Source organism: Comamonas koreensis, assembly GCF_014076495.1.
Taxonomy (GTDB): domain Bacteria; phylum Pseudomonadota; class Gammaproteobacteria; order Burkholderiales; family Burkholderiaceae_C; genus Comamonas; species Comamonas squillarum.
This window is the reverse complement of sequence record NZ_CP043575.1, coordinates 1,216,231-1,237,782: the sequence shown is the minus strand read 5'-3', so window position 1 is coordinate 1,237,782 and position 21,552 is coordinate 1,216,231. Positions and strand designations below refer to the sequence as shown.

The 21,552-nt window shown below is 64.0% G+C and carries 20 protein-coding genes; 9 read left to right on the top strand and 11 right to left on the bottom strand.

Going from position 1 to position 21,552, the window contains the following annotated elements; all coding sequences use genetic code 11:
- Positions 1-176: 176 nt before the first annotated feature.
- Both F0Q04_RS05580 and F0Q04_RS05575 read right to left on the bottom strand, forming a co-directional pair.
- Positions 177-1,145 carry a TauD/TfdA dioxygenase family protein gene (locus F0Q04_RS05580; RefSeq protein WP_116926666.1) on the bottom strand — a complete coding sequence of 323 codons (969 nt, stop codon included), beginning with the start codon at positions 1,143-1,145 and terminating at the stop codon, positions 177-179.
- Between the two features lie 370 nt (positions 1,146-1,515).
- A complete protein-coding gene (locus F0Q04_RS05575) occupies positions 1,516-2,589 on the bottom strand; it encodes a class I SAM-dependent methyltransferase (protein ID WP_232539515.1) in 1,074 nt (357 codons plus the stop codon).
- 78 nt (positions 2,590-2,667) lie between these two features.
- On the opposite strand from F0Q04_RS05575, the gene F0Q04_RS05570 reads away from it, so the two are divergent.
- From F0Q04_RS05570 to F0Q04_RS05545, 6 genes are all read left to right on the top strand, one after another.
- Positions 2,668-3,444, top strand: coding sequence for an SDR family oxidoreductase (locus F0Q04_RS05570; protein WP_182344865.1), 777 nt, complete (start codon positions 2,668-2,670; stop codon positions 3,442-3,444).
- Between the two features lie 26 nt (positions 3,445-3,470).
- Entirely contained in the window at positions 3,471-3,845 is a 375-nt protein-coding gene (locus tag F0Q04_RS05565) for a dihydroneopterin aldolase (RefSeq protein ID WP_116926667.1), read from the top strand.
- Positions 3,846-3,849: 4 nt separating this feature from the next.
- Positions 3,850-4,842 (top strand): tRNA 2-thiocytidine(32) synthetase TtcA, encoded by a 993-nt coding sequence (gene ttcA, locus F0Q04_RS05560; RefSeq protein WP_116926668.1) that lies wholly within the window; start codon positions 3,850-3,852, stop codon positions 4,840-4,842.
- 132 nt (positions 4,843-4,974) lie between these two features.
- Complete coding sequence (locus tag F0Q04_RS05555; protein WP_420093975.1) at positions 4,975-5,706, top strand: hypothetical protein; 732 nt, start codon at positions 4,975-4,977, stop codon at positions 5,704-5,706.
- Between the two features lie 10 nt (positions 5,707-5,716).
- Positions 5,717-6,355, top strand: a complete 639-nt coding sequence (locus tag F0Q04_RS05550; protein ID WP_116926670.1) for a histidine phosphatase family protein — start codon at positions 5,717-5,719, stop codon at positions 6,353-6,355.
- 362 nt (positions 6,356-6,717) lie between these two features.
- On the top strand, positions 6,718-7,674 hold the full coding sequence (locus tag F0Q04_RS05545) for a LysR family transcriptional regulator (protein ID WP_116926671.1): 957 nt from the start codon (positions 6,718-6,720) through the stop codon (positions 7,672-7,674).
- A 75-nt stretch (positions 7,675-7,749) separates the two neighbouring features.
- Here the strand turns inward: F0Q04_RS05545 and ruvB are convergent, their stop codons facing one another.
- The 5 genes from ruvB to ruvA all read right to left on the bottom strand — a co-directional run bounded on the left by ruvB (position 7,750) and on the right by ruvA (position 15,179).
- Positions 7,750-8,817: a Holliday junction branch migration DNA helicase RuvB gene (gene ruvB, locus F0Q04_RS05540; protein ID WP_116926672.1), complete on the bottom strand. Its 1,068-nt coding sequence runs from the start codon at positions 8,815-8,817 to the stop codon at positions 7,750-7,752.
- Positions 8,818-8,867: 50 nt separating this feature from the next.
- On the bottom strand, positions 8,868-10,766 hold the full coding sequence (locus F0Q04_RS05535) for a trypsin-like peptidase domain-containing protein (protein WP_182344864.1): 1,899 nt from the start codon (positions 10,764-10,766) through the stop codon (positions 8,868-8,870).
- A gap of 210 nt (positions 10,767-10,976) precedes the next feature.
- Positions 10,977-12,455 (bottom strand): trypsin-like serine peptidase, encoded by a 1,479-nt coding sequence (locus F0Q04_RS05530; RefSeq protein ID WP_182344863.1) that lies wholly within the window; start codon positions 12,453-12,455, stop codon positions 10,977-10,979.
- Between the two features lie 602 nt (positions 12,456-13,057).
- A complete protein-coding gene (locus F0Q04_RS05525) occupies positions 13,058-14,530 on the bottom strand; it encodes a trypsin-like serine peptidase (RefSeq protein WP_182344862.1) in 1,473 nt (490 codons plus the stop codon).
- A gap of 76 nt (positions 14,531-14,606) precedes the next feature.
- Positions 14,607-15,179: a Holliday junction branch migration protein RuvA gene (gene ruvA / locus F0Q04_RS05520; protein ID WP_182344860.1), complete on the bottom strand. Its 573-nt coding sequence runs from the start codon at positions 15,177-15,179 to the stop codon at positions 14,607-14,609.
- 91 nt (positions 15,180-15,270) lie between these two features.
- Here ruvA and F0Q04_RS05515 point away from each other — a divergent pair, with 91 nt between their 5' ends.
- The 3 genes from F0Q04_RS05515 (at position 15,271) to F0Q04_RS05505 (ending at position 17,646) form a co-directional block, all read left to right on the top strand.
- The gene (locus F0Q04_RS05515; RefSeq protein WP_116926677.1) at positions 15,271-16,218 is read left to right on the top strand and encodes a PhoH family protein; all 948 of its coding nucleotides are present in this window, start codon (positions 15,271-15,273) and stop codon (positions 16,216-16,218) included.
- A gap of 48 nt (positions 16,219-16,266) precedes the next feature.
- On the top strand, positions 16,267-16,725 hold the full coding sequence (ybeY, locus tag F0Q04_RS05510; RefSeq protein WP_116926678.1) for an rRNA maturation RNase YbeY: 459 nt from the start codon (positions 16,267-16,269) through the stop codon (positions 16,723-16,725).
- A gap of 168 nt (positions 16,726-16,893) precedes the next feature.
- Positions 16,894-17,646 carry a sulfite exporter TauE/SafE family protein gene (locus F0Q04_RS05505; RefSeq protein WP_116926679.1) on the top strand — a complete coding sequence of 251 codons (753 nt, stop codon included), beginning with the start codon at positions 16,894-16,896 and terminating at the stop codon, positions 17,644-17,646.
- A 108-nt stretch (positions 17,647-17,754) separates the two neighbouring features.
- Here the strand turns inward: F0Q04_RS05505 and F0Q04_RS05500 are convergent, their stop codons facing one another.
- The 4 genes from F0Q04_RS05500 to F0Q04_RS05485 form a co-directional block, all read right to left on the bottom strand.
- The gene (locus F0Q04_RS05500; RefSeq protein ID WP_182344858.1) at positions 17,755-18,657 is read right to left on the bottom strand and encodes a LysR family transcriptional regulator; all 903 of its coding nucleotides are present in this window, start codon (positions 18,655-18,657) and stop codon (positions 17,755-17,757) included.
- An 80-nt stretch (positions 18,658-18,737) separates the two neighbouring features.
- On the bottom strand, positions 18,738-19,901 hold the full coding sequence (locus tag F0Q04_RS05495; protein WP_027011285.1) for an acyl-CoA dehydrogenase family protein: 1,164 nt from the start codon (positions 19,899-19,901) through the stop codon (positions 18,738-18,740).
- Positions 19,902-19,968: 67 nt separating this feature from the next.
- Positions 19,969-20,352 (bottom strand): cupin domain-containing protein, encoded by a 384-nt coding sequence (locus tag F0Q04_RS05490; protein ID WP_116926680.1) that lies wholly within the window; start codon positions 20,350-20,352, stop codon positions 19,969-19,971.
- Positions 20,353-20,407: 55 nt separating this feature from the next.
- Positions 20,408-21,388 (bottom strand): Bug family tripartite tricarboxylate transporter substrate binding protein, encoded by a 981-nt coding sequence (locus tag F0Q04_RS05485; protein ID WP_182344857.1) that lies wholly within the window; start codon positions 21,386-21,388, stop codon positions 20,408-20,410.
- Positions 21,389-21,552 lie beyond the last annotated feature (164 nt).

Sequence of the window (21,552 nt, the reverse complement as noted above, 5' to 3'; positions counted from 1 at the left end):
GGCAGGCACTGGGGATGGGCGTCAATCGCCGTTGTCAGGAGCGGGCAGCGCCGCCGCAATGGCGGGCGCTGGCGATCAACAACAGGCGGCGGCCAGGCGCAGCGACAGCAGAAACAGCGGTTGGTGGCGTTGCGGGCCGGGCAGCCCGGTCGCGCGCAAGGTTTGGGAGGGGGCGTTCATACCGGCACATCCCCTTCGATCGTGGTGCGGTAGAGCTTGCGGCGCTGGCCGGCCGGCACGCCGGTGGCCAGGTGCAGCACCGCGCGGTTGTCCCAGAACACCATATCCCGGTCACGCCAGTGGTGGCGGTAGACAAACTGCGGCTGGGTGCTGTGGGCAAACAGCTCGGCCAGCAGCGCGGCCGAGCGGCCCTCGGGCAGGCCCAGGATGCGGGTAGTGAAATGCTCGCTGACAAACAAGGACTTGCGGCCCGTCTGCGGATCGGTGCGCACCACCGGGTGTACGGCGGGCTTGACCTCGGCCACCTGCGCAGCAGTGAGCGCAGGGCGGAAGGCATTGCGCTCGCGCAGTGCCTCATATTTGAGCAAATAGCTGTGTTCGGCCAGCAAGCCCACCAGCTGCTGCTTGAGGGTATAGGGCAGCGCCTCGTAGGCCGCGACCTGGTCGGCAAACAAGGTGTCACCACCGACCTCGGGCAGCTCTTGCGCATGCAACAGCGACCCCATCGCAGGCTGGGGCTTGTAGGACAGGTCGGAGTGCCAGTAGGCCCCGGCGTCGCCCAAGCCCACGGGCTGGCCGTTTTCGATGATGTTGGAGACGATCAGGATCTCGTCATGGCCCGGCAACTGGTAGTTGCGCAGCACATGGCGCTGCAGCGGCCCAAAGCGGCGGCTGAAGGCAATCTGCTCGGCCGGGCTGATGCGCTGGTTGCGGTAGACCACGACGCTGTGGTCCTGGTGCGCCTGCTGCAGCCGGGCAAAGTCGTCCGGGCCCAGCGGGCGGGACAGGTCCAGGCCTACCACCTCCACTCCCAGGCGGGTCTGGGCGCCAGCGGGCTGCTGGATGGGGCGCAGGCTGAAGGCCTGCGCGGTGCCCGCGCCGCTGCCCACCGGGCTGGCGCTGTCGGGCACCGGGCGGCGGAAGAAGAACGGGTGGGCAGTCAGAACATCGAACAGCGCGGACATGGCAGCTTTCCTTGGCGGACCAGTGATAGGCCCACTGTAGAAGGCGCGCTGCAATCAGAAAACGAATGAAAACGCGTATCTTTATGCGCAAACCGATGAAGGGCGCTACGGCGCTGCTGTGTTGTTGCGCTGTCATCAGGCCGTCATGCAGCGCAGCCATGATGGCAGTCTGTCGGTGCAGCACAAGCCAGCCTGCATGCCCCGTGCCGGGCGCGACCAGATCGGACGCACCGGGCGGCGGGCATGTGTCAGGGCTTGGCACCGGCAGCCATCTTTTGTCGGCCCAGCCGGGCCGGTTCAGCCCACGCCACACTGCGCACCCCTTGCGCCCGCCTTGTGCCCACTGCGCATCTGTCGCCCGCGACGGAGCCTACAGCCGGTGCATGCGGTCGCCCTGTACGAAGCCGGCTGGCTCCCAGACAGCCACGCCCTTGCTCAGCAGGATGGCCTTGAAAAACTCGCCCATCTCATGCTCCATCATCAGCTTGGCCGCCTTGCTGCGGGCAATCACTTCGAGCTGGTCCAGCTTGGCACCCAGGCCGCAGTTGATCAGGAAATGGGCCTGGCTGGTGTAGCCCAGCACATCCATGCCGGCTTCCTGCGCGGCCACGGCAATGCCAGTGAAGTTCACATGCGCGGTGATGTCTTTCAGCCCCACCAGCACCAGTGGGTCGCTGTCGACCTGGTGCAGATGGTGGCAGACCAGGGTGCCCATGTGGCGCTGCGGGTGGTAGTACTCGGATTCGCCAAAGCCATAGTCGATCAGCAGCACCGCGCCGCGCGTGATGCGGTCGGCCAGCGTCGCGACAAAGGCTTCGCCCTGCGGGTGGATCTCGGTCAGGTACTCGGCCTCGAGCGGTAGGTCCGGCTCCACCGGCGGGCGCAATGGGGTCGGGCGCTCGGCCCAGCCAAAGCGGATGTCGCCGCCATCGGCCCTGGCCACCACCACGCCGCGCTCCTGCCACACACCCTGCTGGCGCAGCACAAGCTTGACCGGCATGGCGTCAAGCACCTCGTTGCCGACGACCACCCCCTGCATCTGCGCGGGCAGGCTGTCGGCCCACTGCACCTGGTCGCCAAAGCGGGCCAGGCGCTCTTGCTGGCGCAGGCGCAGGCTGCCCGAGACATCGACAATCGTGTAGCGCGTGCAGGCGGGGCCCAGGGTGGAAAGCAGCTGCTCGGCCAGGGCGCCGGTGCCGGCGCCAAACTCCCAGACCTCGCTGGTCTGGGTGTGGGCAAAGGCATCCTGCACCTGGGCGGCGACCAGTTCACCAAACACCGGCGAGAGCTCGGGCGCGGTGACAAAGTCGCTGCCCTCTTCGGGCATGACGCCAAACTTGCTGCGGTCATTGGCGTAGTAGCCCAGGCCGGGCTCGTACAGCGCCATGCGCATGAAGTCATCAAACGGGATCCAACCGCCGGCCTGGGCAATAGCCTCAGCCATGCGCTTGGCCAGCACAGTCGTTAAACTAGAGGGTTCTGTATTCACCCCCCTATTGTCGCCGCTTGCTGAGCGCTTGCCATGCCCCTGCCTTCTTCGACCCCACGCACCGTACTGGTCACCGGCGCTGCCAAGCGCCTGGGCCGGGTGATTGCGCTTGGGCTGGCCCGCCATGGCTGGCAGGTGGCGGTGCACTACCGGGGCTCGGCCGCCGAGGCCGCGCAGACCGCCGCCGAGTGCGCCGCGATGTCGGGCCTGAGCGGCCATTTTGACGCCGATTTCGACGACGAGGCTGCGGTGCGCGGTTTGCTGCCCCGGGTGGTGGCCCATTTCGGCCAGGTCGATGCGGTGGTCAACAGCGCCTCGCTGTTCGAGCACGACGGCGCCGCCGACTTTGGCTATGCCGCGCTGGAGCGCCACCTGCGCAGCAACACGGCCGCGCCCATTGTGCTGGCCCAGCTGCTGCACCAGCATATCTGCCAGCGGGGCGACCCGGCCCAGGGCGTGGTGGTGAACCTGCTCGACCAGAAGCTGTGGAACATGAACCCCGACTTTGTCAGCTACACCTTGAGCAAGGCGGCGCTGGAAGCGGCCAACACCTTGCTGGCCCAGGCGCTGGCGCCGCGTCTGCGGGTGGTCGGTGTGGCGCCGGGTTTGACCCTGACCAGCGACTACCTGAGCGACGAGAAGTTCGAGGCCCTGCACCGCATGAGCCCGCTGGGGCGCTCGTCCACCGCAGACGATGTGGCCGCCACGGTGCGCTTTGCGCTGGACAACAGCTCCATCACCGGCACCAGCCTGCTGGTGGACGGCGGCCAGCACCTGATGCGGTTTGACCGCGATTTTTCGATGATGTAGCGATTCTTCGCTGCCTTGCTGTTTTTATGACGACATTTGACACCGGGTTGCAAACCCTGAGCTTGACGGGCCTGCGTTTTGATGCCAATTTAGGCATCCTCGCCCACGAGAAGACTGCGCCGCAACCCATCTTGGTGGATGCGGAAATCAACATGGGCCAGCAGCCCCTGGCGCCCAGTGATGACGACATCATGCATGTGCTGGATTACCGCAAGGTGCGCCAGATCATCATCGATGAATGCACGGCAGAGCACGTCAACCTGCTCGAGACCCTGATCGGCAAGGTCGCCCAGCGGCTGATGCAGTTGCCCAATGTGCGTGGCGTTCGCGTGAAGATCGCCAAGCTAGAGATTTTTGACGATTGCGAAGTTGCAATCCGCACCGAAACCGGACAATGGTGAACCTATGAACGCCCCCACCGATACCGCACTCCTCCAGCCCCAGCCCGCCGCCGCGAACGGATGGGACTTTGACGACGCCAGCGACGATGCGCAGGCATCGGCCTCCAACGAAAAGCGCCTGAAGATCCAGCGCGAGAACCACAAGCTGGAAAAGCGCCTGTGCCGTGAGGTGGCGCGCGCCATTGGCGACTACAACATGATCGAGGACGGCGACAAGGTGATGGTCTGCATGTCCGGCGGCAAGGACAGCTACACCCTGCTCGACATCCTGATGAAGCTGCGCGCCCGCGCGCCCATCAAGTTCGACCTGGTGGCCGTGAACCTGGACCAGAAGCAGCCCGGCTTTCCCGAGCATGTGCTGCCCGAGTACCTGCAAAGCGTGGGGGTCGACTTCCACATCGAGAACCAGGACACCTACAGCGTCGTCAAGCGTGTGGTGCCCGAGGGCAAGACCACCTGCGGTCTGTGCTCGCGCCTGCGCCGCGCCATTTTGTACAAGGTGGCCGACCAGCTGGGCTGCAACAAGGTGGCGCTGGGCCACCACCGCGATGACATCGTGCAGACCTTGATGCTCAACATGTTCCACGGCGGCATCATGAAGGCCATGCCCCCGAAGCTGGTCAGTGACGACGGCAAGCATGTGGTAATCCGCCCGCTGGCCTATGTGCCCGAGAAGGACACCGAGCGCTGGGCCCAGTACCGCGACTTCCCCATCATCCCCTGCAACCTCTGCGGCAGCCAGGAAAACCTGCAGCGCCAGATGATTGGTGACATGCTGCGCGAGTGGGACCGCAAGCACCCCGGCCGCGTGAACAACATGTTCCGCGCGCTGCAGCATGTGGTGCCCACCCACCTGGCTGACCCCAAGCTGTTCGACTTCCAGAACGCCAAGCCTACCGGCATTGCCGACGAAAACGGTGACAAGGCCTTTGACCACGATGACCTGCCCAGCAACCCCTCGCTGCCCGCGGGCATGCAGGTGGTGCAATTGGGCTGATCCACGTTTGCTTGAGCCATGCAGCCCTGCTTGTCGCCCCTGACTGACAGCCGCTGCCGCTCCAAGCGTTTATCGTTGAGCGCATGCGCTGTGTCCTTATGGCGCAGCGCTTTTTTTTCGGGAGACGGCTCCATGTATCGTTCTTTTGACCGGGCAGCCCTGCCTGGCATGCCCCAGTGGCGTCGCATCGCCGGCATGGCCGCGCTGGCCTGCGCCAGCCTCTGGCTGGCCGGTTGCGCCGGCGTGCGCACCATCGACAGCGATGTGCAAAGCTACTCCACCTTGCAGCAAATACCTGCGCCACCCACCTACCGGCTGCAGTTGCTCCCCTCCCAGGTCGCAATGGGTCCACAATTTGATACCGTCGTGCAACAGGCCCAGGCATCCTTGGCCGGTGTGGGTCTGCGCCGCGACGATAGCCAGGGCAGCGTGATCGCGCAGATCGACGTACAAGCTCGTTACATTCCCGACAGCTGGCTGCTGCCCGGCAGCCCCTATAACCCCTATGGCGGTTTGGGCTGGGGACCCGGCTGGGGTTGGGGCTGGCGCGGTGGCATCGCCTGGCGCGACACCGGCCCCTCGCTGCACTACCGCGCCGTGCAGTTGACCTTGCGCGATGTCCAGACCCAGCAGGTGGTCTATGAGACCTCGGCCCGCTACGAGGATGTCTGGGTCGATGACCAGGTGATCTACCGCATCTTGTTCGACTCGGCACTCAACGGCTTTCCCAAGCCGCCGCAAGGCCCGCGCCGCGTCAGCACCACGGTCGGTGCGCCCGCCGCTGCCCAGCCCGCATCCACTCCAGCTGCAACCGCTGCACCTGCCACTGTCAGTCCCGCTACGCCCGCCGCCAAACCCCAATAACAAGGAACGCATGCACAGCACCCAGATCATTGCCATTCGACACGGGGAGACCGATTGGAATCTTGCCGCACGCATCCAGGGACATACCGATATACCGCTGAACGCCACCGGCGAGCGTCAGGCCCGGCAACTGGCCCAGGCGCTGGCCGAGACCCCGCTGGCCCATATCTACAGCAGTGATCTGCAGCGCGCGCTGCGCACCGCCCAGGCGCTGGCGCTGGCCAATGGCGCGCCGCTCGCCACCCACAGTGCCTTGCGCGAGCGCAGCTTTGGCGACTATGAAGGCTCCCGCTTTGCCGACATCGAGGTGTCAGACCCGCCCTCGGCCCTGCGCTGGCGCAAGCGTGACCCGGTCTTTGCCCCGCCCCAGGGCGAGTCACTGCAGACGCTGCAGGCGCGCGTATCCCAAGTGGTGGCCGAACTGGCCGCCAACCACCTGGGCCAGCAGATCGCGCTGGTAGCCCATGGCGGCGTGCTTGACTGCCTCTACCGCCTGGCCACGCGCCAAGACATCCAGGCCCCCCGCACCTGGGAGTTGGCCAATACCAGCGTCAACCGCCTGCTGTGGACGCCGGACAGCGGCCTGACCCTGGTGGGCTGGGGCGACACCAGCCACCTGCAGACCATCGGGCTGGACGAAACCATCTAACAGCGGCGGTCAGCGGCCATCCTTCCAGTAGTCAGCCTCGTTCAGCCTGTTCTCTCCACTTTTTGTGACTTTTTTGCATCAGCCCCGTGGCGCCGCCTGGGCCGTGCAGGTCCCCGTCTGCCCGCCCCACCAATGTCGCCCTGGGCCCGCTGCGATGACACAAACAAATGAAACGCAATGCCTCATAGAGCCGATAAAATACCAAGGTATGTCAGCGTTCACTCCGACCCCTCGTGATCAAGTGACATTTAATTACTTTTAGAATTCACTAATTGCTTGATCATTATTGATAGTAGTGAGACCATCTATAGACGAGTTCAATGACTCCTCTGTTTGATTACTAAAAAGGTATTGACCGTTATATGCCAGACGCCGAGCTGACCCGAAAACCCCTGCCGACGCCGTCGCTGCGCCAGCTCAGCTGCTTCAAGGAAGTGGCCACGCACCGCAGCTTCAGCCGTGCCGCGCAGGCGCTGTCCATGAGCCAGCCCGCACTGTCTTCGGCCATCCGTGAGCTGGAGACGCTGCTGGGCACCGCCTTGTTTGACCGCAGCACGCACCATGTCCGCCTGACATCGGCCGGCGAAGCCGTGCGTCCGCAGGTGGAATGGATGATCAACAACTTTGTGCAAGGCGTGCAGGATCTGCAGCAGTTGCTCAAATACCAGGCCGACACCGTGCGCATCAGCTGCATCCCCTCCACCACCCACCTGCTGGCGCCGTGGCTCGCCCTCTGGCAGCAGTCCCACCCGATGGTGGACCTGCAGCTGCACGACATGCGCAATGACGACCTGCTGGCCTCGGTGGCCAACGGCAGCTCGGACATCGGCCTGGGCCTGGAGTTCACCGTGCCCCCGTCGGTGGAGACGCAGTTCGTGACCGAGGACGAGGTCATGGCCGTCATCCCCGCCAAGCACCGCCTGGCACAAAAGACCGATCTGCGATGGTCGGACCTCAGCGATGAACCGCTGGTCGTGCTCTCGCGCGGCAGCACCTACGAGATGATTGTCTCGGTGCTGGAGCAGCAAGGCGTGGGCACCAGCCACACCGAGACGCTGAGCTATACCGAATCGCTCTACGCGCTGGTGCAAAGCGGCCTGCGCATCGGTCTGCTCTCGCGCCTGTACACACAGGGCCACCACAGCGATGACTGGGTGACCGTGCCGCTCAAAGGCCCGTTGCTGTCGCGCCGCATCTGCCTGATGACGCGCGCGGCCAATGGCAGCCGCCGCGCCATCGTGCAGGAATGCTGGGACTACCTGTGCGAGAACATGGGCAACGAATCGCCGCCCACCAAGCGCGCCGCCAAGGCCGCTTGAATGGGAGCCAAGCGGGGGGCCACGCGCACCTGTCTGGCACCAAACTCTCAAGCCCCAGCGATGGGGCTTTACGTTTTACACCAATGCCGCCTGCCCAGGCCCGCCGCCCACCAGGCCCAAGTGGCGGTAGGCCGCCTGGGTGGCCATCCGGCCGCGTGGCGTGCGCTGCAAAAATCCCTGTTGGATCAGGTACGGCTCGATCACATCCTCGATCGTGCCGGGCTCCTCGCCAATGCTGGCGGCAATATTGTCCAGCCCCACCGGCCCGCCATCAAAACGGTGCACCACCGCCTCGAGCAGCTTGCGGTCCATAATGTCAAAGCCGAGGGGATCGACATCCAGCATCGCCAGCGCGCGGCTGGCCATCTCCTGCGTGATGCGGCCATTGCCTTTGACATCGGCGTAATCGCGCACCCGGCGCAGCAGGCGGTTGGCAATACGGGGCGTGCCGCGTGAGCGGCGTGCAATCTCCAGCCCGCCTTCATCATCGATGGGCGTGTTCAGCAGACCTGCACTGCGCATCACGATCTTGGTCAGCTCTTCGGTCGTGTAGAACTCCAGGCGCGCGACGATGCCAAAGCGGTCGCGCAGCGGGTTGGTGAGCATGCCCGCGCGCGTGGTGGCCCCCACCAGCGTGAAGGGCTGCAAATCCAGCTTGATGGACCTTGCCGCCGGGCCCTCGCCGATCATGATGTCGATTTGGTAGTCCTCCAGCGCCGGGTAGAGGATTTCCTCGACCACCGGCGAGAGGCGGTGGATCTCGTCGATGAAGAGCACATCGTTGCGCTCCAGATTGGTCAGCAGTGCCGCCAGGTCCTTGGGCTTTTCCAGCACCGGACCGCTGGTCTGGCGCAGATTCACGCCCAACTCCGAGGCGATGATGTGCGAGAGCGTCGTTTTGCCCAGCCCGGGGGGACCAAACAGCAGCACATGGTCCAGAGCCTCGCTGCGCTTTTTGGCCGCGCCAATGAAGATCTCCAGCTGCTCGCGCGCCTTGACCTGGCCCACATACTCCTGGAGCTGCTTGGGGCGCAGCGCGCGCTCGAGCACCTCCTCCTGTGGCGAGGACTGGCTGGCGGAAATCACGCGGTTGTCAGGACGGGGGACTGGCGCAGCGGCGAAGGAATCGGTATGGATAGTCATGGATCAGTGCAGGCATGGCCAGGGAGGTGTGCAGCGCATCCCGGGGATCTCTAAGGCGCATCCCACACATAATAAGCCAGTCCGTCATACAAAAGCCCCGCATTGGCCAGCCAGGCATCGCGCGCCTGGACTTGCAGGCTGTAGTGGTGCACCCCCGGCACATACTGGTAGGCGCGGTAGACGGCGCCCACCCCGTCACCGGGCTGCGCGGGCGACCACCAGGCAATGCCGTCGTAGTTCCAGCTGGGGTGGTAGGTCTGCACAAACTGCCGCTCGGCATCGCTGGCCGTGTAGAAATGGGCGACGACCTCGGGGTTGAAATAGCGGTGGACGGGCACCAGGCGGGCATGTGCGCGGCCTGCGGCATAGAATGCAATGCCGTCAAAGACCAGGTCGTTGGGGAAGCTCGCGATCACATGGTCACGCTCAGGGGCTGATAGGGTATAGAACTCCCCGCCCGAGCGCAGCACCAGGAAGCGGTAGACGGGCATGTGCATATCGCTGTTCATCGCCTTGTCGGCCCCCAGCCAAGCCGCAAAGCTGGCGATGGCTTGGTCCAGCCGGCCATAGACGACGCGGCCATCATTGGCGGCACACCACTGGTCTCCCCCGGTCAAGGTCCCGGCGACACGCCCCCTGAAAAACAATGCCGATCCGCTGGAGCCTCCTTCGATCCCTCCTAGGCTCCAGATGACCCGGTAAAAACCACCATCAGATTGCGTTTGCGACGCACAATCCAAGGCGCGGCTGCTGGCATCGACCGAGCAGGCTGTGCGATCTTCCAACACGCCAGAGGCGAGCATCATCAGGTCCCCGTGCGGATGGTGCAGACCGGCCACCGCCCCGCCCGGAGGCAGTGCGCCCGCATCCCAGCCTGCAAACAAGGCTCCCGGCGGAGGCGCCTCATCCAGCAGCAGCAGCGTCATATCAGTCACCATGCTCGTTGCCAGCCAGCGCGCCGCACTGAAGCGCTCCGCATGGCCGGCATACAGTTGCGCGCTGTCGCAATACTGCGAGTAGTAAAACCAGGACGTTTGCAACGTCGATGCCGTCGCTTGGTCTTTCACACAATGCGCAGCCGTCAACACATAGGGGGTGAGATCCTGGCTAGGGTTATTGAGGAGGGTTCCGGTGCACTGGAAAGTGCGGCCCTGGCTCACATAGAACATGCGAATGACGGCATCACGCTGGTCCAGCAAGGTCTGCTGACAATTCACATCCAGCTGGCAAGCGTTATAACGGCGCTTTTCAGACAATGCAGCCATGTCCGCCGCCTTCATGGGCTCCGCCACACTGGGCGGCACGACGATCTGCGAGAGCTGGGGCATGGACCATTGCAGACTGCTGGTCGCCAGCGCTGCGGGCAGCAGGATCTCCAGCACGGGCGTGGGCCCCACATCGGGCGTCCACCAGGTGCGCTGGCCCGTCTGCGCATCGGCAGCCAGGCGCTCAAGCAGTGCAGCACCGGTCACTTCGTAGCTGGCAGCGGCTTGAGGCGATGCATAGAGCCGGAACACCGCCACCGGCGGCAAGGCAGCAAACTCCAGGCCCAGGCGCAGTCCATAGGCATCGTCCGCCCGCCATTGCAAGGCGGCCACCTGCTGGCCCGAGGGCAGGGTCTGCCATTGCAACAGAGGGGCCACTTTGTCGGCAGTGTCCATGGCCTCCAAAGCGCGCGCTACGCCAATCTGGCGGACGCCGCCCTCATCGGGGGCCAGTGCCTTGCTGTCCTGCCAGGGCGGCAGCACGATGGGCACAACAGCCATCGCCGAGAGCCCTACCGCATCCTTGGCCTCCACAGTGCTGGGGCTGGCCGGCATCCTGCGTGCATCGACCTGCCAACTGGCCTGGGCCCAACCACAGCTGCCAGCCACGATGAGCGTGGTGACCCAACGCAGCCCATCACCACCAAGCGCCGAACTCCAGCTGGACACAGTGCGACAAGACATGATGGACTCCTCGCGGTTGCAACAAGAAAAGCGCCGCCGATCAACACAAACTACTGACCGGATACAGGCAATCTAGAGCAAGCACTCACATCAAGCAAGCTTATCGACTAGTACAAATACAAAACATTGGTTAACTGGGCAAAGAAAAGGGCCTGCGAACAGGCCCTGCGAGGGCGGCGGCTGTGCGGCTGCCGATCCGGCTGTGAGCGATCAGTTGCCCAGCCAGTGCGAGGCACCGTCTGCAAAAAACTTGTCAAAGCGGCCGTAGTAGCTCAGGCCCCGTGGCGCCTGGCAGCGGCTGGAGCCGCCATACAAGGTGCCAATGACCCGGCCATCGCTGAACAGCGCCGATCCGCTGCTGCCGCCCTCGGTCCTCCCCTGGCTCCAGCTGACGCTGTAGAAGCCACCGTTCGCATCTCCCCCGCTGCAGCTGAAGGTGGAGCTGCCGGTGGACTGGCAGCGGGCATGGTTCGCTACGGCGCCCACGCTGTACTTGAGCAGGTCGCCACCGGGATGGTGCAGGCCGTAGATGGCCTGGCCCTTCGGGGCCAGGTTGCTGGCATCCCAGCCTGCATAGCTCACCCCCGCCGGAGGCATGTCATTGAGCCGGAGCAATGCGGAGTCCGTGGTGGCCGTGGCGTGCAGCAAGGTGGCACCTGCACTGCGCCGGGCGCTTTGGGCACTCGGCACGCCGGAATTGCAACTGCTGGCGTGGTAGAACCAGCGGGTCTGCAGCGTCGAGGCTACCGATTGGGTAGAGATACAGTGGTTGGCCGTCAGAAAGTAAGGCACAAAATCCGCCTTGGGGTTGTTCAGCAAGGTGCCGGTGCACAGGTAGGACTGGCCGTTCTCCCGGGTGTAGACCATTTGGGCCACGGCATTGCGCTCGCTCTGGTAGTTGCTGGTGCAGGACACATCCATGCGGCAACTCTCCAGCGGATTGGCTTGGGTAGTTCCTGCCAGGTCCATGTCAGCCGCTCCCACGGCGGCCGCTTCCACGGTGGCCGCTTCCACGGTGGCCGCTTCCACATCGGGGGGCAAGGACAGGTTGTAGAAGATGTGCGAAACCAGGGGGATCGAGATCCGCAATGCCTCCGCAGGCATCCCTGCGGGCAGCACGACTTCGACGGTGGTGTCACCCGCACCCACATCGGGCGTCCACCAGGTGCTGGCAGGCGCGCCGCTCTCTCCTGCGCCCTGGTTCTGCGCCAGCACTGCATTGATCTGCGCGCCACTGCGCTCGACGATCGCATCGGGATGCTCCTGGCTGTAGATACGCAGCAGCGCATCATCGGGCAGGCGCTCCACCAGCACACCGGCACGCAGGCCATAGGCACCCGTCGCCTGGATATTGATGGCGGCCACCTGCTGCCCACTGGGCAGCGCCGTCCACTGCATGGCCAACTGGGTTTGCGCCACCGATGCGGTGGCATCCACGGCCCGCGCGGCGCCAATCTGCAGCGCCGGGCCACTCGTCTCCTCGGCAGCCAAAGACTGTTGCATTTCCAGCTCGGGCAGCACCACAAAATGTGTTTGCACCCGAGTGCCTAAAGGCACGGGCACCAGAGGGGAAGATTTGGTGGCTGACTCCGGCAATACCACCGGGTCCAGGATATAGGTCGTAGGCTGGGCCACTACCATGCCGGTGGTCCATAACAGACCGAACACTGCATATTTTAGGTATCTCATGATGGATTCACTCCAAGTCAAAATGCTATTTAAAAGCCTGCAAATCACCAAATTGCGGTTTGCATTTTTATTTTGAAGATAATCAAGTGAGCAGCCACCTGCAAAAGTAAAGCACATATCGACCGGTAACATCGAGAATGCGATGAATCTCTCCCACACCCTCTACGCCAGATGCCCACAAAAAGAAACTCATCCACTAATTTTATTTATTATTTCTTTCATTAGATATTAATAAAATCCAGACCCCATTCATTTTGCACAGCAAGCCAAAGAATGCCTATATTTACTCGCTTTCTGACAAAGTGAGTGGTGTTATTAAAATCCTTTTATAAAAGCCGGCAATTTACAAATCCGCTATCGTGCAGCAGCTCAGGTTTCCTCAGCAGAACATCGCATACCGAGAATACAAAGTGAACCTGCGTTGGTATTTATGAATTCCAGACATCGGGACACTTTCCGGTATCAGAGCGATGACCCAGCACTGCAGCAGGGCGGTGGCCGGAACCCACTCCCCCAGACGTAAAAAAACCTGCCGTTTGACGGGCAGGTTTGTCAGCGCTGGAAGGACTGCGGCACAAAAGCCGCAATCAGCGGTGCACAGGTCAGCTGGCCAGCCAGCTCCAGATGCGGTCGCTGAACACCTTGTCAAAACGGCCGTAGTAGTCGGACGCATTGGGCGCCAGGCAGCTGGCGCCGCCGCCGTAGAGGTTGCCGACCACGCGGCCATTGCGGAACAGCGACGAGCCGCTGCTGCCGCCTTCGGTCGTGCCTTGGCTCCAACGCACGCTGTAGAAGCCGCTGTTCGAGTCACCGGTGCTGCAGGTGATGGAAGTGCCACTGCCTGCGGTGCAGTTCATATAGCCCACGACCGCGCCCACGCTGTACTTGAGCAGGTTGCCGCCAGGGTGGTGCAGGCCATAGACCGCATCGCCCACTTGGCCGGCGGTGCGCGCATCCCAGCCTGCCAAGGTCACGCCCACAGGAGGCATTTCGTTGAGCTTGAGCAGCGCCGAATCGGTGTTGCTGGTGGCGTAGAGCAAGGTCGCGCCGGCACTGCGCAGTGCAGCATTGGCGCCAGGTACGCCGGAGTTGCAGCTGCTCGAGCGGTAGAACCAGGACGTCTGCATCGACGAGGCCGAGGACTGGGTCGAGATGCAGTGGTTGCCCGTCAGGAAGTACGGTGCAAAGTCACCCTTGGTGTTGTTCAGCAAGGTGCCGGTACACAGGTAGGACTTGCCGTCCGAGCGGGTGAACACCATGCGCGCCACCGCATTGCGCTCGGTTTGGTAGTTGTTGGTGCAGGTGGCATCCAGGTTGCAGGAAGCCGAAGTGTCGGCCTTGGCCGCGTCTGCCAGCTCGACCTCGGTGGGCAGCGACAGGTTCTGGTAGATGTGCGAGACCACAGGGATCGAGATGCGCAGGGCATCGGCGCCGGTGCCGGCTGGCAGCACCACTTCGAGCGTGGTGTCGCCTGCGCCTACATCGGGCGTCCACCAGGTGTTGGCGGCCGCACCGGTCTCACCCGCCTTGCGGTTTTGCGCCAGCAGCGCATTCACCTCAGCACCGCTGCGCTCGACGATCGCATTGGGGTGCTCCTGGCTGTAGACGCGTAGCTGCGCGCCATCGGGCAGGCTGTCCACCAGCACGCCAGCACGCAAGCCATAGGCGCCGGTCGATTGGATGTTGATGGCCGCGACCTGCTGGCCATTGGCCAGCGTGCTCCACTGCAGCGCCGCCTGCGTCTGCCCCACCGTGCTGGTGGCCGCCACCGCGCGCTGCGTGCCAATCTGCTGGGCCGGGCTGTTGTCGCTGTCCACGGTCTTTTCCGCCTCCAGCTCGGGCAGCACGACAAAGCGGGTCTGCACCGCAGCGCCCAAGGACACAGGCGCCACTGCGGCCGATTTGATGGCCGAGGCGGGCAGCACGACCGAGTCCAGCACATAGGCCGTGGGCTGGGTCACATTGCCGTTGTCGTCGTCGGAACCTGAGCCGCCGCCGCAGCCCGCCAAAGCCAGGGCCGCAGCCACGCCGGTGGTCCACAACAGACCGGGCACTGCATACTTGGGATATTTCATGGATTCGTCCACTCCGTGTTGGTTGGTATAGATGGTGATACCCGGTCGGGCTGCTGCCCGGCCGCCTCTGCGCGGGCTATTTTGCCAGCGCTTTCAGCGCCTGCTTGATACCGTCGGTTACGCTGATGTCGGCAGGTAACAGTTTCAGAGCGGCAGCTGCGTCCTTGTCGCTGTAACCCAGGGCCACCAGCGCTTGCAAAATGTCGACCTGGGCATCGCTGGTGGCAGCGGTTCTGGCACCCATGTCTGCGCCCAGCTTGCCTTTGAGCTCCAGCAGCAGGCGCTCGGCGGTCTTCTTGCCGATGCCCGGCACCTTCACCAGGCGCCCTGCCTCCTGCAAGGACACGGCCTGCGCCAGATCGCTCACGCCCATGCCGCTCAGGATGGACAGCGCCGTACGCGGGCCCACGCCGGTGATCTTGATCAGCTCGCGGAAAGTCTGGCGCTCTTCGGCCGTGCCAAACCCGTACAGCAGCTGCGCATCCTCCCGCACGATAAACTGCGTCAGCAGCGTGATGGTGTCGCCCACGGCAGGCAGGTTGTAGAAGGTGCTCATGGGCACCTGCACCTCATAGCCCACACCATAGCAATCCACCAGTACTTCGGGTGGGTTCTTTTCCACCAGGGTTCCGCTCAATCGGCCTATCATTTGTATCTTTCCTTGTAGCTTGTGTGCGGCCGCCCTGTGTGCGTCGCTTGCCGCCTGCAAGCATACTGAATTTTTCACTGGAATTTACCGCGTGATCCTGCGCCACACCTTTACGCCCCACAACAACAACCGCATTGCCAATTTGTGCGGACCGGCCGACGCGCATCTGCGCCAGATCGAGAACCATCTGGGCGTCAAGATTGCCCACCGCCACGAACAGTTCAAGATCGACGGCCCCAAGGCCGTGGCCAACGACGCGCTGGAGCTGCTCGAGGCGCTGTACGAGATGGCCGATACGCCCATCAGCGAAGACCAGATCCAGCTGATGATGGCCGGCGACAGCGAGCTGATGGCCGCGCCCGAGGACGCCATCGTGCTGAACACGCGCCGCGCCGACCTGCGCGCGCGCACGCCCAACCAGGCCGGCTACCTGGAGAACATCGCCGCGCACGACATCACCTTTGGCATTGGCCCGGCCGGCACCGGCAAGACCTACCTGGCCGTGGCCTGCGCCGTCGATGCGCTCGAGCGCAGCCAGGTGCAGCGCATTGTGCTGACCCGCCCGGCGGTCGAAGCCGGCGAACGCCTGGGCTTTCTGCCCGGCGATCTGTCGCAAAAGGTCGACCCCTATCTGCGCCCGCTCTACGACGCACTCTACGACCTGATGGGCTACGACAAGGTGCAAAAGGCCTTTGAGCGCAATGCCATCGAGATCGCGCCACTGGCCTTCATGCGCGGCCGCACGCTCAACAACGCCTTCATCATCCTCGACGAAGCCCAGAACACCACGCCTGAGCAGATGAAGATGTTCCTCACCCGCATCGGTTTTGGCGCCAAGGCCGTGGTGACCGGCGACGTGAGCCAGATCGACCTGCCCAAGGGCCAGCTGAGCGGCCTGATCGACGCCGAGCGCGTGCTCAAGCGCGTCAAGGGCATTGCGGTCAACCGCTTTACCAGCGCCGATGTGGTGCGCCACCCGCTGGTGGCGCGCATTGTTGACGCTTACGACAAGCAGCGCCGCCCCGCGCGCGAAGACTGAGCCCCGCCCGCACACCCCCACCTGTGCCACCCCGCCGATAAAAACCATATGGCATTGAACCAACTCACGCTCTCGCTGCAATTTGCCCGTTTTGACGGCGTGGCCGAGCACCGTGCCGCCCTGCCCCGCAGCCAGGTGACGCGCTGGATTCGCCACGCGCTGGCCGATGACGCCGAAATCACCGTGCGCATTGTCGATACCGAAGAAGGCCAGGCACTCAACCGCGAGTACCGGCACAAGGACTACGCCACCAATGTGCTGACCTTTGACTACCAGCAGGAGCCCACCGTGCTGGCCGACCTGGTGCTGTGCGCGCCCGTGGTGGCGCGTGAAGCCCAGGAGCAGAACAAGTCGCTGCAGGAGCACTATGCCCACCTGCTGGTGCATGGCACTTTGCACGCCCAGGGCTGGGACCATGAAACCAGCGAGCAGGATGCCCAGGAGATGGAAGCCTACGAGACGGCCATCCTGCAAGAGCTGGGCTTTGCCGACCCATACCAGAAGTAAGGCACGGGGCCCGCAGCCCGCCCATTGGGCGCGCCCGCCTCAAGGCAATGATGACTTTTGAGCGACTAATCGAGCCGCTTCTTTGCGCCATTACTACCTAGAATCCTTCTCATAAAGGCCGTGCTGGCTGCGGCACCCCGCAACCGCCGGCGCATAACAGGAGGAGACATGCTCGACACCGCCATCTTGCTGGCCGCTGCCCTGGTGGCCGGCGCGCTCAATGCCGTCGCCGGAGGCGGCAGCTTTCTGACCCTGCCTGCGCTGGTGTTTACCGGTGTGCCGCCGGTCGTTGCCAATGCCACCGGCACGGTCGCGCTGCTGCCGGGCTATGCGGCTGGCGCCTGGGGTTTCAAGGACGATATGCAGGCCCCGCCCGGCCTGTCGATGAAGGCGGTGATGCTGCTCGCGCTCGTCGGCGGCGCAGCGGGGGCTGCCCTGCTGCTGGTCACGCCCGAGGCGGCCTTCCGCAAGATCGTGCCCTGGCTGCTGCTGGCAGCGACTGCCATGTTTGCCTTTGGCCCGCAGCTGCGCCAGTGGGCCATGGGCGCGCAGCACGGCGCCACGCCCTCACGCGGCAAGGCCGCGCTGGGCATGCTGGCGGTTTCTGTTTATGGCGGCTACTTCAATGGCGGCCTGGGCATCTTGCTGCTCGCACTGCTGGGCTTGCTGGGCCAGACCAACCTGCATGCGATGAATGGCACCAAGAACCTGGTCTCCGCACTGCTGACCGCCATTGCCGTCGCCATCTATGCCGCTGGCGGCGTCGTGCAGTGGCAGCCCGCCTTGCTGATGATGGTCGCTGCCACCTTGGGCGGCTACCTGGGCGCCCGGGTGGCGCGCAAGATTGCGCCGCAGTGGTTGCGTGCCGGCATTGTGCTGACGGGTTTGGTGATGGCGGTGCTGTTTTTCTTGAAAGCCTAGTTGGGGGCGCCCAGCTGGCCGTGCCTAGCCGGGGGCGCCTAGCCGGGGGCGCCTAGCCGGGGGCGCCTAGCTGGCCGTACCTAGCCGGCTGCACCTAGCCGGCCGCACCTAGCCGGCCGCACCTGTCCTCGGCGCCTTGATCACCTCGATCAGCGCATCCAGCGCCGCCGAGCGGCTTTGCGGGTGCCAGACAAAGGCACCGGCGGTCAGCGCCGTCTGGCCATGGTTGCTGTGCAGCGGCACATAGCGCACACCGGCCATGCCGGCCCGCTGCATGCACGAGGGCACCAGCGCCACGCCCTGGCCAATGGCAACCAGCGAAATAACGGCCAGCCACTGGCGCACCGCGTGGCTGGTGCGCGGGTGGATGCCAGCGTTGTGCAGGCAGGCGATCACATTGTCGTAATTGGCCGGGCTGACATCGCGCACAAACATCACAAAGCGCTCATGGGCCAGGCTGCGCAAATCCAGGCTGGCTTGCTGCGCCTGGGGGTGGTTTTCCGGCAGGCAGCAAACGAGGGTATCGGGCGCCAGCGGCCAGAGCGCCAGCCCCGGCGCGGGCGTGATGATGTTGACAAAACCGCCTTGGAGCTGGCCGCGCAGAATGGCCGCCTGCTGCTCGGTGGTGGACATCTCATGCAAGGTGATGTCGATATCGGGCCGCTGCTGGGCAAAGGCCTGCATCACATGGGGCAGGTCGCGGTAGATCATCGAGCCGGTCACGCCAATGTCCAGCTGGCCCTGGCGCCCCTGGGCCACATTGCGCGCCACGTCCGCTGCGCGCTGTATCTGGCTGAGCACCTGGCGCGCCTCGATCAAAAAGGCGGCGCCGGCATCGGTCAGCCGCACCTGCTTGGCATCGCGCTCGAGCAGCCGCACACCCAAATCTTCTTCGAGCGATTTGATGGCCACCGACAGCGGAGGCTGGGTAATGGCCAGGCGCTGGGCGGCGCGGCCAAAATGCAGCTCCTCGGCCAGCACCACAAAATAACGCAGCAAATGGGTCTTCATCTGCGTATCATGCCCCAGCCAGTGCGGGCTGGCCGCACGGCGAGGGGCATGGCCCGGCAGCGCACTGCGCATGGCGCCGCCTAGTAGGACTTGGGCAGGCCCAGCACCTTCTCTGCGATAAAGCACAGAATCAGTTGCGGGCTCACCGGCGCCAGGCGCGGAATCCAGCTCTCGCGCATCAGCCGCTCGACATGGAACTCCTTGGCGTAACCCATGCCGCCATGGGTGAAGATGGCCGTCTCGCAGGCCTTGAAGCCCGCCTCCGCCCCCAGGAACTTGGCCGCATTGGCCTCGGCCGCGCAAGGCTGGTGGCGGTCATACAGCCAGGCCGCCTTCATCGCCAGCAAAAAGGCCGCTTCCAGCTCCATCCAGCGCTCGGCCAGCGGGTGCTGGATGCCCTGGTTCTGCCCAATCGGGCGGTTGAACACCTCGCGCTCGCGGGCGTACTGCGTGGCGCGGCCCAGCGCCGCACGGCCCAGGCCAATCGCTTCGCAGGCAATCAGAATGCGCTCGGGGTTCATGCCATGCAGGATGTATTCAAAGCCCCGGTTCTCCTCGCCAATGCGGTCCTCTACCGGGATGCGCAGCCCATCGATGAACAGCTGGTTGGTGTCCACGCATTTGCGGCCCATCTTGGCGATCTCATGCACCTCGATCTTGCTGCGGTCAAAGTCAGTGTAGAACAGCGACAGGCCTTCGGTGCCCTTGCATTCCTCCACCGGCTTGGTGCGCGCCAGCAGCAAGATCTTGCTGGCCTGCTGCGCAGTCGAGATGAAGACCTTCTGCCCATGCACCACATAGTGGTCGCCATCGCGCACCGCGCGGGTCTTGAGCTTGAGCGTGTTCAGCCCCGTGTTGGGCTCGGTCACGCCAAAGCAGGCCTTGTCCTTGCCGGCAATCAGTGGCGGCAGCATGCGTGCCTTTTGTTCTTCGGTGCCATAGACCACCACCGGGTGCAGGCCAAAGATGTTCATGTGCACCGCAGACGCGCCCGACAGGCCCGCGCCGGTGGCCGAGATCGTGTGCATCATCAAGGCCGCCTCGGTGATGCCCAGGCCGGCCCCGCCATAGGCCTCGGGCATCGCAATGCCCAGCCAGCCGGCATCGGCCAGCGCGCGGTAAAAATCTTCAGGAAAAGCGCCATCGTTGTCACGGGCATGCCAGTAGTCGGCATCAAACGGCGCGCAGACTTTCTCGATGGCATCGATGATCTGTTGCTGCTCTTCGGTCAGGGCGAAATCCATGGTGTTGCGGTCCTCAATACTCAATCAGTGGCGCGGTGCCGTGCACGGCGCAGGGTCACATCGCCGCTCAGGCCGGCCGGCGCACCCGCTCTGGGTTCTCGCCATAAGGCGGGCTGTAGATCACCAGCAGCTTGGCCGGCGTATCGCTGGTGGTCTGGAAGATATGCATCTTGTCGGCCGGAAAAAAGCAGGTATCGCCCGGCAGCATCTCAAAGCTTTCGCCCTCCACCTCCACATGGGCCGTGCCCTCCAGCAGGTAGCAGGCCTGCTCCATGCCGGGGTGGGCATGGGGCAGCGCGCCCCCGCCCTTGGCAATCTCGCCGAGCACCACTTCCATGTGCTGGGCGCCCACATTGGCCTGGCTCACCAGGCGGCGGTTGATGGTTCCGGTATGGTTGGCCGGGCTGTAAGCCTCTACCTCGGAGGCTCGGATCAGGTAGCGCGAAGTCATCGTGGAGCAGTCATTCTGTAAGGGTTAACAAAGACGTCGGGGGCAGAGCCCAGACCTATTGCGCCGGGATATCGGCCTGTTTGACCAGGCGCCCCCAGTACGCCAGCTGCTCGCTCACATACTGCGCAAACTCCTGCGGCGTCTTCGTGGGCCAGACTTCAAAACCGATCTGCTCGAGCTGCTTTTGCACCGCCTCATCGGCCAGCACGGCCTGCAAGGCGCCATTGATCTTGTTGACCACCTCCGGGGGCGTGCCCGCTGGCGCAAAAATGCCGTTCCAGGAGGTGATGTCAAAGCCGGGCAAGGTCTTGCCGATGGGCGGCACATTGGGCAGGATCTTGCTGCCCTTGGCGGCGGTCACAGCCAGGGTGCGCACCCGGTCGGTCTTGAGCATGCTCCAGCCCGAGCCCAGGTCCACCACATACATCTGCACCTGGTTGCCCATCAGGTCGGTCAGCGCCTGCGGGCTGGATTTGTAGGGAACGCCGACGATATCGGTCTTGGACAGAAAACGCAGCGTCTCGGACGCCACCAGCGACGTGCTGTTCGGTGTCGCGTACGAAAGTTTGCCCGGGTTGGCCTTGGCGTAGTCGATCAGCGCCTGCACAGAATCGGCCGGCACGGAAGGGTGCACCGCCAGCGCAAACGGCAGCTCGCCCACGCGGGCGATCGGCGTGAAATCCTTGATCGGGTCGTACTTCAGGCTTTTGACCAGCCAGGGGTTGGCCGAATGCGAGGTGTTGGTGGTCATGAACAAGGTGTAGCCATCGGGCTTGGCCTTCGCCACCAGGCCGGCCGCAATCTGCGCATTGGCGCCTGCGCGGTTGTCCACAATCACCGGCTGCTGCAGGCGCTCGCCCAGCTTCTGGCCCACCGCCCGGGCCACCGCATCGGTGCCGCTGCCTGCGGCAAAGGGCACGATCATCGTGATCGGTGCATTCGGGTAGTTGCCCTGCGCTGTGCTGGCATAAGCAGTGCTTGTTACGGTGGCTATCGCGGTCAGGGCCAGCGTGGCCCACCATTGGCGTCGTTGCATGCTTTTGTCTCCTTTTTTAGTGAAACCTCTATGGGTCCTTAGCTGGCATGGTGCAGCTGTCAACGATTCGCGTCCAATGTTTTATGTGGATGGTTTGATATACAAATCGAATTCTTAAACGCAGGCAATGAGCACTGTGAAAAAAACAGGTATTTAACCCACCA

Excerpts from the sequence above, each read along its gene's own strand:
- F0Q04_RS05580 (WP_116926666.1), bottom strand. The coding sequence starts at position 1,145 with ATGTCCGCGCTGTTCGATGTTCTGACTGCCCACCCGTTCTTCTTCCGC.
- F0Q04_RS05575 (WP_232539515.1), bottom strand. The coding sequence starts at position 2,589 with ATGGCTGAGGCTATTGCCCAGGCCGGCGGTTGGATCCCGTTTGATGAC.
- F0Q04_RS05570 (WP_182344865.1), top strand. The coding sequence starts at position 2,668 with ATGCCCCTGCCTTCTTCGACCCCACGCACCGTACTGGTCACCGGCGCT.
- F0Q04_RS05565 (WP_116926667.1), top strand. The coding sequence starts at position 3,471 with ATGACGACATTTGACACCGGGTTGCAAACCCTGAGCTTGACGGGCCTG.
- ttcA (WP_116926668.1), top strand. The coding sequence starts at position 3,850 with ATGAACGCCCCCACCGATACCGCACTCCTCCAGCCCCAGCCCGCCGCC.
- F0Q04_RS05555 (WP_420093975.1), top strand. The coding sequence starts at position 4,975 with ATGTATCGTTCTTTTGACCGGGCAGCCCTGCCTGGCATGCCCCAGTGG.
- F0Q04_RS05550 (WP_116926670.1), top strand. The coding sequence starts at position 5,717 with ATGCACAGCACCCAGATCATTGCCATTCGACACGGGGAGACCGATTGG.
- F0Q04_RS05545 (WP_116926671.1), top strand. The coding sequence starts at position 6,718 with ATGCCAGACGCCGAGCTGACCCGAAAACCCCTGCCGACGCCGTCGCTG.
- ruvB (WP_116926672.1), bottom strand. The coding sequence starts at position 8,817 with ATGACTATCCATACCGATTCCTTCGCCGCTGCGCCAGTCCCCCGTCCT.
- F0Q04_RS05535 (WP_182344864.1), bottom strand. The coding sequence starts at position 10,766 with ATGTCTTGTCGCACTGTGTCCAGCTGGAGTTCGGCGCTTGGTGGTGAT.
- F0Q04_RS05530 (WP_182344863.1), bottom strand. The coding sequence starts at position 12,455 with ATGAGATACCTAAAATATGCAGTGTTCGGTCTGTTATGGACCACCGGC.
- F0Q04_RS05525 (WP_182344862.1), bottom strand. The coding sequence starts at position 14,530 with ATGAAATATCCCAAGTATGCAGTGCCCGGTCTGTTGTGGACCACCGGC.
- ruvA (WP_182344860.1), bottom strand. The coding sequence starts at position 15,179 with ATGATAGGCCGATTGAGCGGAACCCTGGTGGAAAAGAACCCACCCGAA.
- ybeY (WP_116926678.1), top strand. The coding sequence starts at position 16,267 with ATGGCATTGAACCAACTCACGCTCTCGCTGCAATTTGCCCGTTTTGAC.
- F0Q04_RS05505 (WP_116926679.1), top strand. The coding sequence starts at position 16,894 with ATGCTCGACACCGCCATCTTGCTGGCCGCTGCCCTGGTGGCCGGCGCG.
- F0Q04_RS05500 (WP_182344858.1), bottom strand. The coding sequence starts at position 18,657 with ATGAAGACCCATTTGCTGCGTTATTTTGTGGTGCTGGCCGAGGAGCTG.
- F0Q04_RS05495 (WP_027011285.1), bottom strand. The coding sequence starts at position 19,901 with ATGGATTTCGCCCTGACCGAAGAGCAGCAACAGATCATCGATGCCATC.
- F0Q04_RS05490 (WP_116926680.1), bottom strand. The coding sequence starts at position 20,352 with ATGACTTCGCGCTACCTGATCCGAGCCTCCGAGGTAGAGGCTTACAGC.
- F0Q04_RS05485 (WP_182344857.1), bottom strand. The coding sequence starts at position 21,388 with ATGCAACGACGCCAATGGTGGGCCACGCTGGCCCTGACCGCGATAGCC.